This window comes from Afipia sp. GW821-FHT14H12 (genome assembly GCF_058803465.1).
On sequence record NZ_JBXAOZ010000001.1, the window covers coordinates 2,002,987 to 2,016,335 of the forward strand.

The 13,349-nt window shown below is 58.9% G+C and carries 17 protein-coding genes; 10 read left to right on the forward strand and 7 right to left on the reverse strand.

The annotated features are described in order from the left end of the window. Positions 1–46: 46 nt before the first annotated feature. A complete protein-coding gene (locus AC1RNA_RS10030; RefSeq protein WP_048755774.1) occupies positions 47–961 on the reverse strand; it encodes an ABC transporter permease subunit in 915 nt (304 codons plus the stop codon). Between the two features lie 233 nt (positions 962–1,194). On the opposite strand from AC1RNA_RS10030, the gene AC1RNA_RS10035 reads away from it, so the two are divergent. Beyond that, entirely contained in the window at positions 1,195–1,341 is a 147-nt protein-coding gene (locus AC1RNA_RS10035; RefSeq protein ID WP_492950995.1) for a hypothetical protein, read from the forward strand. Positions 1,342–1,522: 181 nt separating this feature from the next. Further along, positions 1,523–2,050 carry a hypothetical protein gene (locus AC1RNA_RS10040; RefSeq protein WP_009336865.1) on the forward strand — a complete coding sequence of 176 codons (528 nt, stop codon included), beginning with the start codon at positions 1,523–1,525 and terminating at the stop codon, positions 2,048–2,050. Here the strand turns inward: AC1RNA_RS10040 and pcaD are convergent. Beyond that, positions 2,037–2,819 carry a 3-oxoadipate enol-lactonase gene (gene pcaD, locus AC1RNA_RS10045; RefSeq protein ID WP_492950996.1) on the reverse strand — a complete coding sequence of 261 codons (783 nt, stop codon included), beginning with the start codon at positions 2,817–2,819 and terminating at the stop codon, positions 2,037–2,039. The two genes, AC1RNA_RS10040 and pcaD, sit on opposite strands and share 14 nt — an antisense overlap. Before the next feature lie 174 nt (positions 2,820–2,993). Here pcaD and AC1RNA_RS10050 point away from each other — a divergent pair, with 174 nt between their 5' ends. The 4 genes from AC1RNA_RS10050 to AC1RNA_RS10065 all read left to right on the forward strand — a co-directional run bounded on the left by AC1RNA_RS10050 (position 2,994) and on the right by AC1RNA_RS10065 (position 6,092). Further along, the gene (locus AC1RNA_RS10050; RefSeq protein WP_492950997.1) at positions 2,994–3,326 is read left to right on the forward strand and encodes an XdhC family protein; all 333 of its coding nucleotides are present in this window, start codon (positions 2,994–2,996) and stop codon (positions 3,324–3,326) included. A gap of 2 nt (positions 3,327–3,328) precedes the next feature. Continuing rightward, positions 3,329–4,045 (forward strand): XdhC family protein, encoded by a 717-nt coding sequence (locus AC1RNA_RS10055; RefSeq protein WP_492950998.1) that lies wholly within the window; start codon positions 3,329–3,331, stop codon positions 4,043–4,045. Continuing rightward, complete coding sequence (locus tag AC1RNA_RS10060) at positions 4,042–5,649, forward strand: NTP transferase domain-containing protein (protein WP_492950999.1); 1,608 nt, start codon at positions 4,042–4,044, stop codon at positions 5,647–5,649. Before AC1RNA_RS10055 ends, AC1RNA_RS10060 begins: the two co-directional genes overlap by 4 nt. Before the next feature lie 62 nt (positions 5,650–5,711). Beyond that, the gene (locus AC1RNA_RS10065) at positions 5,712–6,092 is read left to right on the forward strand and encodes a DUF4189 domain-containing protein (protein ID WP_009336857.1); all 381 of its coding nucleotides are present in this window, start codon (positions 5,712–5,714) and stop codon (positions 6,090–6,092) included. Positions 6,093–6,095: 3 nt separating this feature from the next. Here the strand turns inward: AC1RNA_RS10065 and bcsS are convergent, their stop codons facing one another. From bcsS to AC1RNA_RS10080, 3 genes are all read right to left on the reverse strand, one after another. Then, the gene (bcsS, locus tag AC1RNA_RS10070; RefSeq protein WP_492951000.1) at positions 6,096–6,845 is read right to left on the reverse strand and encodes a cellulose biosynthesis protein BcsS; all 750 of its coding nucleotides are present in this window, start codon (positions 6,843–6,845) and stop codon (positions 6,096–6,098) included. Positions 6,846–6,965: 120 nt separating this feature from the next. After that, the gene (locus AC1RNA_RS10075) at positions 6,966–7,427 is read right to left on the reverse strand and encodes a DUF488 domain-containing protein (RefSeq protein ID WP_492951001.1); all 462 of its coding nucleotides are present in this window, start codon (positions 7,425–7,427) and stop codon (positions 6,966–6,968) included. A gap of 13 nt (positions 7,428–7,440) precedes the next feature. After that, a complete protein-coding gene (locus AC1RNA_RS10080) occupies positions 7,441–8,247 on the reverse strand; it encodes a DUF72 domain-containing protein (protein ID WP_492951002.1) in 807 nt (268 codons plus the stop codon). Positions 8,248–8,602: 355 nt separating this feature from the next. On the opposite strand from AC1RNA_RS10080, the gene AC1RNA_RS10085 reads away from it, so the two are divergent. Further along, positions 8,603–8,929 (forward strand): hypothetical protein, encoded by a 327-nt coding sequence (locus tag AC1RNA_RS10085; RefSeq protein ID WP_492951208.1) that lies wholly within the window; start codon positions 8,603–8,605, stop codon positions 8,927–8,929. A gap of 67 nt (positions 8,930–8,996) precedes the next feature. Here the strand turns inward: AC1RNA_RS10085 and AC1RNA_RS10090 are convergent, their stop codons facing one another. Both AC1RNA_RS10090 and AC1RNA_RS10095 read right to left on the reverse strand, forming a co-directional pair. After that, the gene (locus AC1RNA_RS10090; protein ID WP_492951003.1) at positions 8,997–9,245 is read right to left on the reverse strand and encodes a hypothetical protein; all 249 of its coding nucleotides are present in this window, start codon (positions 9,243–9,245) and stop codon (positions 8,997–8,999) included. 153 nt (positions 9,246–9,398) lie between these two features. Beyond that, complete coding sequence (locus AC1RNA_RS10095) at positions 9,399–10,472, reverse strand: acyltransferase family protein (RefSeq protein ID WP_492951004.1); 1,074 nt, start codon at positions 10,470–10,472, stop codon at positions 9,399–9,401. 710 nt (positions 10,473–11,182) lie between these two features. Here AC1RNA_RS10095 and AC1RNA_RS10100 point away from each other — a divergent pair. Genes AC1RNA_RS10100 through AC1RNA_RS10110 form a run of 3 tightly spaced genes read left to right on the forward strand, consistent with a single transcriptional unit; the run spans position 11,183 to position 13,277 of the window. Further along, positions 11,183–11,380 (forward strand): hypothetical protein, encoded by a 198-nt coding sequence (locus AC1RNA_RS10100; protein WP_492951005.1) that lies wholly within the window; start codon positions 11,183–11,185, stop codon positions 11,378–11,380. Beyond that, on the forward strand, positions 11,377–12,837 hold the full coding sequence (gene dgt / locus AC1RNA_RS10105; protein WP_492951006.1) for a dGTP triphosphohydrolase: 1,461 nt from the start codon (positions 11,377–11,379) through the stop codon (positions 12,835–12,837). The genes AC1RNA_RS10100 and dgt overlap by 4 nt, the downstream gene beginning before the upstream one ends. Before the next feature lie 17 nt (positions 12,838–12,854). Further along, complete coding sequence (locus tag AC1RNA_RS10110; RefSeq protein ID WP_492951007.1) at positions 12,855–13,277, forward strand: hypothetical protein; 423 nt, start codon at positions 12,855–12,857, stop codon at positions 13,275–13,277. Positions 13,278–13,349: the final 72 nt, after the last annotated feature.

Below are 13,349 nucleotides of genomic sequence, written 5' to 3' on the forward strand. Positions count from 1 at the left end.
CGTTTCGGTTTTGGGGTGGAGGATGTCTGATCCGTCACGCCGGTACTCAGACTTTTTCGACTTCGGGACGGCCGAGAAGGCCGGTCGGCAGGAAGATGAGCACGACGATCAGGATCGAGAAGGCGGCGACGTCCTTATATTCGGAGGAGAAATAGGCGGACCAGAGCGTCTCGATGAGTCCGATGGCAAGCCCGCCGAGCATGGCGCCGGGGAGCGAGCCGATGCCGCCAAGCACGGCGGCGGTGAAGGCTTTGATGCCCGCCACAAACCCCATGTAGAAATCGACCACGCCGTAATAGAGCAGGTACATCATGCCCGCGACGGCGGCGAGCGCCGCGCCGATGACGAAGGTCATCGAGATCGTCCGGTCGACATCGACGCCGAGCAGCGCCGCCATGGTCTGGTCCTGCTCGCAGGCGCGCATGTCGCGGCCGAGCCGCGTGCGTGTCACCATCCACGAGAAGATCGCGAGCAGCACCACGGTGGTCACAACGACGATGATCTGGATGTTGGACAGGCGGACGACAAAGCCGTCCTGCTCGAACAGCGTATAGCCGCCGGTGATGATCGGCGGCACGGGCTTGACGCGGGCGCCTTGCGCGACCTGCGAAAAGTTCGACAGCACGAACGACATGCCGATCGCCGACAGCATTGGGGCGAGGCGAAAGGAATGACGCAGCGGCCGGTAGGCGATGCGCTCGACCGTCCAGCCGTACAGTGCAGTGGTCGCCATCGCCACGAGAACGACCAGCAGCAACACGACGGGAACGGCGGTGATGCCAAGCGACACCAGCACGAGGAATGAAATCAGGGCGATGAAGCCGCCGATCATGAAGATGTCGCCGTGGGCGAAATTGATCATGCCGACGATGCCGTAGACCATTGTGTAGCCGATCGCGATCAGCCCGTAGATCGAGCCGAGTACCAGTCCGTTGATGAGCTGTTGTGCGAAATAATCCATCGGCTGCCGCGGTTGGCGTTGTGGTTCGGCGTTCCCGGCTCCGGCAGCCAAGACGTTGGAATGGGACAATTTTTATCAGCGGGAACCGGGTGCGGCAACTGCGACGGACGGTTGCGGCTTGATTGGGAAGGAACCGGCCGGATCACGGCATGCTGAAGGGAAACCGGAGATTCTGCGGAACGTGATTTGGGAGAGGTCGTTTCACGGGGCGTTCAACAGGAGGACATCATCCAATGTCGAACCAGAACCAGCAGTCTCAGCAGAACCAGAAGCCCGGCCAGCAGCAGGGCGGCGGACAGAAGTCCGGCCAGCAGCAACAGCAGCAGCAACAGGGTTCCCAACAGGGCAAACAGCAGAGTGGTCAAAAAGGCGGCCACTAGCCGGCTGTGGACAACTTCACTGAAAAACTTGAGGAAAACCCCGCTTTTGGCGGGGTTTTCTGCTTGGTATGGGCCAATGGCCTAGCCCGTTAACGTAAACAGACGGTTTAGATTGCCGCTCTCAGGCTCGCGTGGCACTGCGCGAGTGTGCGCCCTTTTTCGGTGCGGAAGGAGCGAGACGATGAAGGGATGGCGGCTCGGCATTTTCAACGGTGTGATGCTGGCTTGCTATTTCATTCCGAACTGGACCATCTCCGCCTTCAAGGTCGTGATGTCGCCGGTTCGCGGGATGTATGAGCCCGCCAATATCGCCCCCGCGATGTTCGTGAGTGATCATCTGTCGTGGTCGGCGCTTGGGCTCGTCCGTTTCGCCTGGCTGTTCGCGCTGTCGAAATTTCTGGTGGCGGCTTTTTTTCTCACATTCCTGTTTCTGGTGATTCGCGAGGCGCTGTGGCGCAGGCGCGGTGCAGAGGAGGCGCTTGCCTTCGCGCTGACGCTCGGCAGCCTCATCAGCTTCGGCAGTATGCTTGCGGCTTCTTATGTCGGTGAGGCTGCCGCAATCCGGCTCCATGCCACCGAGCTTTTGATGCTGCTTGCGGCAGGCATCGTGCTGCTGGTCGAGGGCGGCGTGCACGAGCGCACACGTGCCGACGTGCCGTATGTCGGTCGCCAGCCGTCGAGTGTGATCTCGTCCTCTAACGCTGCGTGAGAAAGCCGGTCAGCGCTTCGTTGAAGCCATAGGAGGCTTCGACGTTGGACAGGTGTGCGGCCTCGAGGATCGTAAGACTTGCACCCGGAATGCCCGCGCGGATCGTGGCCGCCATTTGCAATGGCGATGATGCGTCATAACGCCCGGCAATGACCAGCGTCTGCGCCTTGATGCGCGGCAGGGCTTCTCGCAAATCGAGCCCGATCAGCGCACCGCAACTTGCCGTGTAACCGGCGATCGAATTGGAGCTCAGCATGGTGCGGATGCGGTTGACCGTTTGCGGGTCACGTTCGCGAAATTCCTCGGTGAACCATCCGGCCATGACGCCATCGGCGATCGCGTCGAGGCCCTTTTCAGTCACGGTCTTGATGCGGGCCTGCCAGGGCGCCGGGTCGGAAACGTGGCAGGTGGTGTCGGCAAGCACCAGACGATCGATCCGCTCCGGTGCGTTCGCCGCGAACCATTGTCCGACCGCGCCGCCGATCGAGAGGCCGCACCAATGCGTACGTGCGATGTTGAGGTCGTCGAGGATAGCCAGCGCATCCCGGCCGAAATCCGCGACGGTGTAGGGGCCGGGGGGCGTGCCCGATTTGCCATGACCGCGCCGGTCGTACCGGATGACGCGAAAGAATCGGGTCAGGGCTGCCATCTGCGGCTCCCAGACCTGTAGCGTTGTCCCGAGCGGATTGGAGAGCATCAGTGTGGGGCCGCCGTCGCGGCCTTCGACGGAGACATTGAGCAGGCAGCCATCGGCGTCGATCATTGGCATAATAGAAATCCAGGCTTATTTCACAGGACGAAAGCGCGCAGGCCAAATGGGCGTAGAGTGAGGTGCCAAATCCGGCTTAAGGCATGTATAATCGGGTCTTTCGAATGCTCGAAATCCGGATCGGCCATCGCGGGATTTATACAGGAATATTCCGAAGTTTGTGCAGGACGGATCATGTTGGATCGAGATGAGGATCTGTTACAGGCAGCGGAGGGCTGGGTCGTTGCCGGCCATGGCGCCGCACTGGCAACCGTGGTGCAGACCTGGGGGTCGGCGCCGCGTCCGGCGGGCTCCAACCTTGTTATCAAGGACGATGGCGTGTTTCTGGGTTCGGTGTCGGGCGGATGTGTCGAAGGCGCGGTGATTACCGAGGCGCTCGACGTGATCGAGAGCGGCACGCCGAAGCTGCTTGAATTCGGCGTCGCTGACGAGACGGCATGGAAGGTCGGCTTGTCGTGCGGCGGGACCATTCGTGTGTTCGTCGAGAAGATCGAAGCGAAGGGCTGATCGTGAAGCAGGACACCCTGGCGCAACTGAATGCCGAGCGAATGGCGCGCCGTCCTGTCGTCGTGATCACAAATATCGCGACTGGAGAACAGCGGCTCGTCAAGGCGGCCGATGTTGGGAAAGACCCGCTGCATGTCGAACTCGACAAGCATCTGCGCATGGGCCGAAGCGAGCTGATCCAGGTCGATGGCGAGAATCTGTTCCTGAACATCTATGCGCCGACAGCGCGCCTCGTCATCATCGGCGCCGTTCACATCAGCCAAACTCTTGCGCCGCTGGCGCAATCTCTCGGCTACGATGTTTGCGTCGTCGACCCGCGTACCGCGTTTGCTTCGCCCGAGCGCTTTCCCGATTTGCGCGTGATCGCGGATTGGCCTGAGACGGTGCTGCCGCCGATGAACATCGACCGGTACACCGCGGTGGCGGCCGTAACGCACGATCCCAAGATCGACGATTTCGCGCTGCTGCATGCGCTCGAGAGAGACTGTTTCTATATCGGCGCGCTTGGCTCCCGCAAAACCCACGGAAGGCGGCTCGACCGTCTGAAGGCGGCGGGGGAGACCGACAATTCACTGTCCCGCATCCGCTCGCCGATCGGCATGGATATCGGCGCGGTTTCGCCGGCCGAGATTGCCGTGGCGGTGATGGCGCAGATCACTGCCGCCTTGCGTTTGCCGACATCGAGTATCAATACCGCACGTGTGAGTGCTCCAGCATGAAATTCGGACCCGTTTCGCCCAAGGAAGCCATCGGTGGTGTCGCCGTTCATGCGATCCGGCAGAGCTCCTTTGTTCTGAAGAAAGGCACGCTGATTACGCCAGTCGAAGCCAAGGCGCTCGAACAGGCCGGGATCAAGCAAATCGTGGTGGCACGCCTTGAGGATGGCGATGTATCGGAAGATATCGCTGCCGCAGGCATCGCGCGGGTAATCGCGGGCGAGGGTATTCACGTCGAGAAGGCATTTACCGGCCGTTGCAATCTGTTCGCCGCGCATCCTGGAATCCTTGTGATCGACCGTGATGCCGTCGATCAGCTCAACCGTGTCGATGAATCGATCACCTTCGCCACGCTGCCGGCGTTCAAGGCCGTCGCTGAGGGCGAGATGATCGCGACTGTGAAACTTATTCCCTTTGGAATCGAGCAGGGCATTTACGACAAGGCTGTGGAAGCCGCGCGGCAGCGCCAGATCAAGATCATGCCATTCGCGGTCAAGCGGGTTGGCGTGGTGTCGACGATGCTGCCTGGCCTCGCGCCCAAGGTAATCGACAAGACGGTGCAGGTGACGAGAGAGCGGCTCGCCCGCGCCGGCGCCTCGATCATCGCCGAGCGGCGTGTCCAGCACAGCGAGCCCGCACTCAAGGCGGTGGTTGAAGAGTTGCTGAGCCTTGGCTCGGAGCTTGTCCTGATTTTCGGCGCATCCGCCATTGCGGACCGTCGCGACATTATTCCATCGGCGGTCGAGAATGCCGGTGGCGAGGTCGAGCATTTCGGCATGCCGGTTGATCCGGGCAATCTGCTTCTGGTGGCGCGGATCGGCAATGTGCCGGTGCTTGGTGCGCCTGGCTGCGCGCGCTCGCCGAAGGAGAACGGCTTTGACTGGGTGCTGATGCGGCTTCTCGCCAACCTCAAGGTGACGCGCGAGGAAATCACGGCGATGGGTGTGGGAGGCCTGCTAATGGAAATCATTTCGCGGCCCCAGTCTCGCGAGCCGGAGAAGGCAGTGATCGAAACCGATGTGACTGCCGTTATTCTCGCTGCGGGCCGCTCGACCCGGATGGGTGGGCCCAACAAGCTGCTCGCCGAGATTGGCGGCAAGCCGCTGGTGCATATCGCGGTCGAACAGGCCTTGGCCTCGCGTGCGGAATCCGTTGTGGTGGTGACCGGCCATCAGCACGAGCGTGTCGAACAGGCCTTGCAGGGCCTCGATGTGAGGTTCGTGCACAATCCGGATTATGCCGACGGACTCGCAACGTCGCTGAAGACCGGCATTAACGCAGTCCCCGCCTCCAGTGGTGCGGCCATTGTCTGTCTTGGCGATATGCCGCTTGTTGGTAGCGGGTTGATTGACCGGTTGATCGAGGCTTACGCGCCCGAGCGCGACGGTCTGATAACAATTCCGGTGGCGGATGGCCGCCGTGGCAACCCCGTGTTGTGGTCGCGTAAATTATTCAAGGAGTTGCTGGCGCTCGAAGGCGACATCGGCGCGCGCCATGTCATTCAGAAGTATGCCGAAATGGTTGTTGAGGTCCCGGCGACTGGCGTCAGCGCATTCCTCGATGTCGACACCCTCGATGTGTTGGCGAGATTGCTGACGAAACGGTGAGGCTTCATTCACCAAGTTGAAACCGGTTCCCGGTAACGTCGCTTCCGCTTGGGGGAAGCGATATGATTTGCACCTTGATCCGGCATCTTGCCGGATTGTTTTTTGCTGCAATCCTGATCTGCGGCGTATTTGCTGCGCCATCCTATGCTGCGGGCGCGCTTGCTGTCGGCAAGTGTGGCGCCTATGGACAGGCTTTCGGTTACAAACACCAGAACGCTGCGATCGCCGCCGCCCGTAAGCAATGCAAGGGCGACTGCACCGTCATCACGATGCGGCGCGCCTGTGCGGCGCTCGCCATCGACATGAAAAATCCTTGCGGTGCGTTCGGCTATGCCGTGGAGCCGCGGATTTCGAGTGCGCTAAATGCGGCCAGTAAGAAGTGTTACGCCTATGGTGGCAAGGAATGCGTGATCCGCGCCTGGGCCTGCGACGCGCGCGGCTGAGGTTTATCGCCGCGTCAGAAGACTGAAACGGCCGTACATTCCCGAGCGTCTGTCGTTGTCGCGAACATAGCCCGCGCCGAAGACCCATTCGAAGCCGCCGAATTGCAGCGAGGTGACATGTGCGCCCGCCCGATATTGCCGGTAGGTACGATCACCCGAGGTCTCGATCTCCGGGCCGAACCAGAGGCGCTCGAACATGCGCCATCCGGTGGCGGCGCGGACGCCGTAATTGTTGCCGATGGTCGAACCGGTCAGCGTGGTGGCGACCATCATCCGGGCCGGGAGAGGCTCCCACCACGTGTCGATATTGAAGCGTACACCTGTGTGCGTACCGCGCAGCTTGTTCGATGGATCGGAGGGCAGCGTCCAGTGATGCTGGATGTCGAGACCGGCGTACATCTTGATTTCGAGGTTGCCACGCTTGAAGCGATAGCCTGGCAGAATGGAGGCCACCACATCAGCGCCCCGTATATCCGTTCCCGCAGACTGATAGAGGTAGTCTCCGCCCGCGAGGAGCGTCTTCAGCGTGAAGCCATCCCTGTTCAGCCCGGCGGGTGACCATACTGCGCCGCCATAAGCAGAGCTGCCTTGGTGCCACAGGTCGGCGCCAGTGAAATAAAGAATGGTCGCATCCCGGCTGCTGGGCGGCGGCGCAGCGAACCAGTCGTCGGGTAAAGAGCCAGCCATCACCGGCCCTGCAAGAACCGAGGTTACGCCAATCCACGCAACGGTGAGACCGCGAACGCAGCGCATGCCCTGAACTCTGGGGCTATTTTGAAACTGACTACGTGAAAATACGGAGACCAGTAAACCGGCAGGCGCCGCCGCCGTCCAGAGGCATGGCGAGAACGCCTACGGAACGGATGAAAGAATCTAAAGTTGCGGCGCAACAAGATTTTCCGTGGTGACGTGATCGCGCTTTTCAATGATCTCGGCGATGAAATGGCGGTGGCAGTTGGTGTGGTCGCGCTCGAAACAGAGCAGGCACACCGGGCCGGACGTTTTGACGAGATGAGCGAGCTCGTCCATTTCCCTTTCTGCCTGCAGCGTTTTCAGGTGCGCGTCGTATATTGTCTTCATCGTCGCGGCGTCGCCCTTGCGTCTTGCCTCGCGGCCTTGCTTCGGCGTGCCCAATCCGCGCAAGTGGATGTAACCGATGCCGCGCTCATAGAGGCTCGCAGCCAACTGGTTTTTGGAAAATCCCGCGCGGCGTGACGATGTGATGGCGCGCACATCGACCAGCAGCTTGACGCCGGCCTGCTCAAGCTTGTCGAGAACCGCGCGGGAGCTGACCTGTTCATAGCCGATGGTGAAAATCTTTTTTGTCTTTGCCATGGCTTTGGTTTTCTTATTTGCCGCTCACATGGCTGATCAACTCCATCGCCCCGGCTGGCGCATGCACCTTTCCGCCGTGGATGATGTAGGCGAACACGTCGCGCGGCTCTTTCTTCGCGGGCTTGTTGCCAACACGCGGCAGATCGTCCGACTCGCCGCCGCCGGCCCATGTTTGAAGCCTCTGTGCCCATTGGGTGAGTTGCTTTGGCGGATATGCGGTCTTCACGCTGTCCTGCCCGGTTTGCAGGCGGGCATAGACGAAATCGCCGGTGATGTCGGCAATCGCCGGATAAGTCGCGTGATCGGCGTAGACGACCGGGACCGAGAATTTTCTAAGCAGCGCGACGAAGGCCTCGTTCTGGAAGCTCTCGTGGCGAACCTCGACCACATGGCGCAACTTGCGGCCATCGATGTCGCGCGGCAGCAGTTCGAGGAATGCGCCGAAATCGGCCTCGTCGAATTGTTTGGTCGGCATGAATTGCCACAGCACCGGGCCGAGCTTGTCGCCGAGTTCAAGCACGCCGGAATCATAGAACCGCTTGATGGAATCACCCGCTTCCGCGAGCACGCGGCGATTGGTGGCGAAGCGTGGCCCCTTGAGAGAGAAGACGAAACCGTTCGGCACTTCGGCGGCCCATTTGCGGAAGCTGGCCGGCTTCTGCGAACCATAATAGGTACCGTTGATTTCGATCGAGGTCAGTTTGGAGGCGGCGTAGCCGAGCTCCTTGGACTGGGCGAGCTTCTCCGGATAGAACACGCCGCGCCAGGGCGCGAAGGTCCAGCCGCCGATTCCGATGTAAATTCTGCCTTGTTTTGCCATGCGGTTCCTTGCAGCCGTTGGGCCTCTTGAATATCCGGTTTGAGTCCCCATCTCCATCATAACGGCGATGTCGCTGCTCCTCCCGCACCATCGCCGAGACGGCCACGAAAAACAGGCGGATCGCTGATCTGCCCCGGGCGAGCGCCGGATGTACGCGCAGCCTGGCCCATTCGTGGCCGTTACCATTTTCAATCCTGAATTTATTTTGCGCCGGGGCATCTCCAAACCAATGCGCCGCAGTTCTGCGTCGTGCGGAACTTTGCACAGGGTGGGGCTTTTCATGACGACGGACGGCATGGTTAGCTGGTCCGATGTCGGGCAGGGCACTCAACGTCGCAAGCTTTGGGAGAACGCCATGGGTTTCGGACTGGGATCTCGCCGTGTTGCCGGATGGACGGTTGCCTCGATGCTGATATGCGCGCCCTCGTGGGCTGTGGCACAGCAGGGAACGGCGGCCGATCGTGAAGCCTGCACGCCCGATGTCTTCAGGCTGTGCGGACGCTACATCCCGGATGCGGATCGCATTGCGAACTGCCTGCAGCAAGCGGGGCCACGGCTCAGTCCGGCCTGTTATGCGGTGTTCTATCCGCAAAGTTCGCGCGCGCGCAATGCACGCACGGCGAAGCGGTATTATGACCCACCGCCGCGCCAGCGCGACGACGACGATGATGATGACGATTGAATTTGTGTTCGCTACCCATGAAGAACGCCACGCGAAATGCGTGGCGTTCTTTTTTTTGGGGCTGCGATCAGTAGCAGACGCGCTTGGTGGTGACGACGCGGCGGCCATACGGACCACGGCGCACGATCTTGCGCACGGTGCAGTGCGGACCGCGGCGGACGACACGGCGTTCCACATAGGCCTTCGTTACGGCAGGATGCGCGATAGCGGAAAGGCCGGGGGCAGGCACGGCTACCGGTGCAGCGGATGCCGGAGCCGCGAACGCGGCAAAGCCGAGGACAAGGGCGGCGCCAAATCCGGAAGCAATCGTCTTCATGAGTGAATCTCCTTGGGTGGACGAAAGGAAAGGTCGTGGCGCGATATGAATCATCACCATGGCCATTGTTTCTGATGTGCGATGACTGCTGCATGAACTAAGCATGGCGAGACGACGACGCAGGCTCCGTGAACAAAATTTCATGTTGGTCCCTTATCGTGCGGATGGCGCAAGCTGCATGATGTTTTTTGCCGTGCGCGGCCTGCCGATGCGGCGGCACAGCGCGAGCAGGGGGCGCTCCAGCACGATGTTGAGTGCAAGGCCCGCTGCGATCACGAGAGCGCTCGCCGATGCAACGAGCGACAGCGGATGAATTTGCGGAAACAGTGCGGCCATGCCCTGCGCCGCGAACACCACCAGCGGCGCCTGTATCAGGTAAATCGAGAACGACGCATCGCCGAGCCGCTCGCAAACGCGCTCCAGCCGTGATGCGCTGGTGCGCAGGCGGCTGATCCACGCCGCGATGCCCACCAGCGCAACGGACGGCAGGCCATAGACCAGCGCGCGGTTCGCCGGGTCCTTCACCAGCAGCACGGCTATGGCGCAGCCAGCGGTGAACAGCATCGCGCCGGTGTGCCGCTCTCCGCTCATCCCGTTCATGAACAGGATGCCGGCAAGCACGCCGAAGATGAATTCCAGAATCAGCGGATCGGTGAAGAAGGTATAATGGCCGAGCGCATCCGCGACGCCGGGAATCTGGCCGATCATCGCGAGGCCGCAGAACGCCACCACGACGGCGCGCCATGCATCCAGCGTCAGCATCATCAACAGCGCGAGCGTGAGATAGAAAAACATCTCGTATTCGAGCGACCAGCCGACAAATACCACGGGCATCTGGCCGTCGGTGAAGGAGATAAAGGCGAGCGACTTCAGCACGTGGCTTGGACTGTACCAATCCGGCGTGCCGAACGTGGCGGGGAGAAGAACCGCAAGCGCGGTCATCGCGAGGATGGCGAACGCATAGAGCGGCACGATGCGCTCGACGCGGCGGCGCAGGAAGGCGGAAGGCGAAAGCTCCTTGCCGCGCGCGATGGAGGTCTGCGTCGCGTAATAGATGATGAAGCCGGAGATCACGAAGAACAGATCGACGCCATGCCCGAAATGCCAGAGGCCGAGCGAGGGCGTGTCCGCCGGTACATCAATGTGGTCCGGCGCGATGCCCCAGACATGAAACGCCACCACGGCGGCGGCGGCGAGAAATCTCAGGATCTGGATGTGAACGAGCATGTGCCTCCTTCGCGCCCGGAGGGGCACCTGACGCGAACGAATGAGGCATGATGTCGTTCCCTGCAAAAATTCATGGCTGCGTTGAGGTCCTTCAGACGTGCGTAATCGCCCCTGTTCTTGAAGGCGCGGGGGCGCCGTCACCGTTCAACCGTCACCCCCTTTCAAGAGGGCGCGCGGAACGCCGGATGCGCGAACGCATCCGCAGCCTCGCGTGCAAAAAGTGAAAAGCACACGAGCGTAGTCACCACGGTTACGCCGCATCATCCGGCGTTCCGCACGCAATGGTTTTAACGGCTTGTTGCGTGATGACCCCCGGTGGCCGGTGCTGAGTACACCACCGATGCGGGGACTTATGGACTCTTTCGCCATCCTCTGTACGAGACGTGGCAACGTTGTCCTGCCCCTGGCGCGAAGCCGATGCGCCGGGATGACACGCCTTGGGCCGTCCGCGCGCGATGCCGTCGTCAGCACGGGCAACAAAAAAGGCCCGGAACATTGCTGCCCCGCGCCCTATCAATCGCCCGCGCATCGAACACCGTGCGCAGCCACCGCATCCCGCCTCGCGTTTGTGACGATCGCGAAACGCCCCTCAAGTGAGGCGGGATAAGTAGGAATATAGTCTTATAAAAGAAAATGTCAAGTCGGTGGACAATTATGGTGCTTAGTCTATTTTGATAGGAATCAGTTACTCGACCGAGAAAGAAAACTTGATGGCAAAATCTTCTGGTCAAATTCCAACCAAACCTAAATCTTCTGGCGACTTCCGCTCTGCTCGGGCAACCGTTTGGCGTGAGCTAGGCTCAATACGGGAGGCCGCAAAAACAGGAATTATTACGAAGGTAAGAGACTCTTATGTGCGTTCAGGTTCTGCCGGACAATTTTTGGAGAAACACAAAGATAAGAAATGAGCGAATTTTATACTGATAAAGATTATGGCCGCGTAGCCAGCGTTTCCAAGGGCGATATATCAGAACCTTTTAGGTCTCCATTTCGAAGAGACATCGCTCGATTGATTCATTCTCCGAGTTTCCGAAGGCTTCAGGGAAAGACGCAAGTGTTCCCTGGAAATGATTCTGATTTTTTTCGAAACAGACTAACGCATAGTTTGGAAGTTGCTCAAATTTCGAAGTCGCTTGCGATAAAACTAAATGCAACGAGTCCGTATTTCGAAGAGCAAAAAATTGATCCAGATCTGACTGAGTTCGCGGCGCTCGCGCATGATTTAGGCCATCCGCCTTTTGGTCATAATGGTGAGGAAGCACTTGATGAATTGATGCAGGATCACGGGGGCTTTGAAGGAAATGCACAAACGCTCCATATCCTTGCAAAGATCGAGAAAAAAGAAGTTTTAGAAAAAATTGATGATGAATTTGTCCCGATTGGTGATGATGGCAGAGACCTCCGCTGCGGGCTCAATCTTACATACCGTTCTCTAGCGTCGGTGCTGAAGTATGATCATTGTATTCCTTCAAGAAGCGACGATCGTAAGCTAGGCGATCCAATCAAGGGATACTACGCCGACGAAAAAGACTTGGTAGCTGCGATTAAAAAGGCGACGGTTGGCGATGAGAATTCGAAGGATTTTAAAACAATCGAATGCTCGATCATGGATATCTCAGATGATATCGCGTATTCGACCTATGATCTTGAGGATTGTTTTAAGGCCAAGTTTCTGACGCCTCTTGATCTTTTTACGCTCGATCACCGCTTGGTATCGAACGTAGTCAGGAAAATAAAGCAAAGGATTGGGAAAAGTTACAACCTGGCTGCAGCGGGTGCGTTTGACGAGCAAGAAGTAATAGCCCACTTGTTTGCTGTGTTCTCCGATATGTTCGAAATTGGAGACGAGGAGAAGCAGTTCCTTAAAGATAGGAGAGTCTCCTGGGAGCAGAAGAAATTATATACTTCCGCTCAAGTAAAGCGATTATCTGAACGGATCGCGGAGAATGGGTTTGAGAGGGTCAAATTAACGTCCGCGCTGGTTCAAGCCTTTATGGATGGAGTCGAGATTGTCCCTCACGATTCTTTTCCTCAATTGCATCGCGCTCGTTTGGATCTAGATACATTCAAGACCGTAGAGGTGCTGAAGAACATTACGTATGAGGCGATTATCATGTCTCCTCGTGTTAAGTTGGTCGAGTATCGTGGAAAAGATATTATTAATAAAATATTTGAGGCTATCGATGACTCTAAAGGGTACTTGCTGCTGCCAGATGACTATCAGGGATTGTACGCTGCTTCAGGTGGTGCCGCACGGAGGCGTGTGATTTGCGATTTTATCGCGGGTATGACTGATCGATACGCTTGGGAGTTTTATAATCGACTGTATGGAGCGTCGAATATTACGATCCATAAACCCATATAAAATTTGTTGTTCGGCCAATGCTTAAGGTGGTTACGCTCGCAGTGCTTTTCATCGCAACCGCCATTTCCACTTCCCCCACACTCGCCACCGAACAATGCCCGATCACCGACGCTGCTATCACGCAGGCGGGTGGTTATGCCAACGCCGTCGAAGCCGTTGTGAAGTCCGCGCCGGATTGCGAGCGCGCGTACAAAACTCTTGAAATCTGCCAGCTTGGCTCAAGCGGCGACAATGCATTGTCCGATATCGTGCGCGACAAGTGCGAGCCTCTGTTTCTCGGAAAGGCAAGCCGCGGCGTGAAGGCGGCATATAAAAAGAAGCTGACCGGCTGCGAGCGGATCGCGAAGCAAAACGAAGGCACGCTGTATCTCGGCCTTGCCGCCGTCTGCCAGGCCAGGGCTTCGCGGGACTTCGCCCGCAAATATGCGAAGGCGCATTAGCAAGTCTGCTCCCGTGGGGGCGATGCGCATGAGCGCCGGTCATTAAAATTGTTGCGGTGTTTGCGGCGGTGC

Excerpts from the sequence above, each read along its gene's own strand:
- AC1RNA_RS10075 (WP_492951001.1), bottom strand. The coding sequence starts at position 7,427 with ATGGCAAAGACAAAAAAGATTTTCACCATCGGCTATGAACAGGTCAGC.
- bcsS (WP_492951000.1), bottom strand. The coding sequence starts at position 6,845 with ATGCGCTGCGTTCGCGGTCTCACCGTTGCGTGGATTGGCGTAACCTCG.
- AC1RNA_RS10095 (WP_492951004.1), bottom strand. The coding sequence starts at position 10,472 with ATGCTCGTTCACATCCAGATCCTGAGATTTCTCGCCGCCGCCGCCGTG.
- AC1RNA_RS10085 (WP_492951208.1), top strand. The coding sequence starts at position 8,603 with ATGGGTTTCGGACTGGGATCTCGCCGTGTTGCCGGATGGACGGTTGCC.
- pcaD (WP_492950996.1), bottom strand. The coding sequence starts at position 2,819 with ATGCCAATGATCGACGCCGATGGCTGCCTGCTCAATGTCTCCGTCGAA.
- AC1RNA_RS10110 (WP_492951007.1), top strand. The coding sequence starts at position 12,855 with ATGCTTAAGGTGGTTACGCTCGCAGTGCTTTTCATCGCAACCGCCATT.
- AC1RNA_RS10065 (WP_009336857.1), top strand. The coding sequence starts at position 5,712 with ATGATTTGCACCTTGATCCGGCATCTTGCCGGATTGTTTTTTGCTGCA.
- AC1RNA_RS10060 (WP_492950999.1), top strand. The coding sequence starts at position 4,042 with ATGAAATTCGGACCCGTTTCGCCCAAGGAAGCCATCGGTGGTGTCGCC.
- AC1RNA_RS10040 (WP_009336865.1), top strand. The coding sequence starts at position 1,523 with ATGAAGGGATGGCGGCTCGGCATTTTCAACGGTGTGATGCTGGCTTGC.
- AC1RNA_RS10090 (WP_492951003.1), bottom strand. The coding sequence starts at position 9,245 with ATGAAGACGATTGCTTCCGGATTTGGCGCCGCCCTTGTCCTCGGCTTT.
- AC1RNA_RS10030 (WP_048755774.1), bottom strand. The coding sequence starts at position 961 with ATGGATTATTTCGCACAACAGCTCATCAACGGACTGGTACTCGGCTCG.
- dgt (WP_492951006.1), top strand. The coding sequence starts at position 11,377 with ATGAGCGAATTTTATACTGATAAAGATTATGGCCGCGTAGCCAGCGTT.
- AC1RNA_RS10050 (WP_492950997.1), top strand. The coding sequence starts at position 2,994 with ATGTTGGATCGAGATGAGGATCTGTTACAGGCAGCGGAGGGCTGGGTC.
- AC1RNA_RS10080 (WP_492951002.1), bottom strand. The coding sequence starts at position 8,247 with ATGGCAAAACAAGGCAGAATTTACATCGGAATCGGCGGCTGGACCTTC.
- AC1RNA_RS10035 (WP_492950995.1), top strand. The coding sequence starts at position 1,195 with ATGTCGAACCAGAACCAGCAGTCTCAGCAGAACCAGAAGCCCGGCCAG.
- AC1RNA_RS10100 (WP_492951005.1), top strand. The coding sequence starts at position 11,183 with ATGGCAAAATCTTCTGGTCAAATTCCAACCAAACCTAAATCTTCTGGC.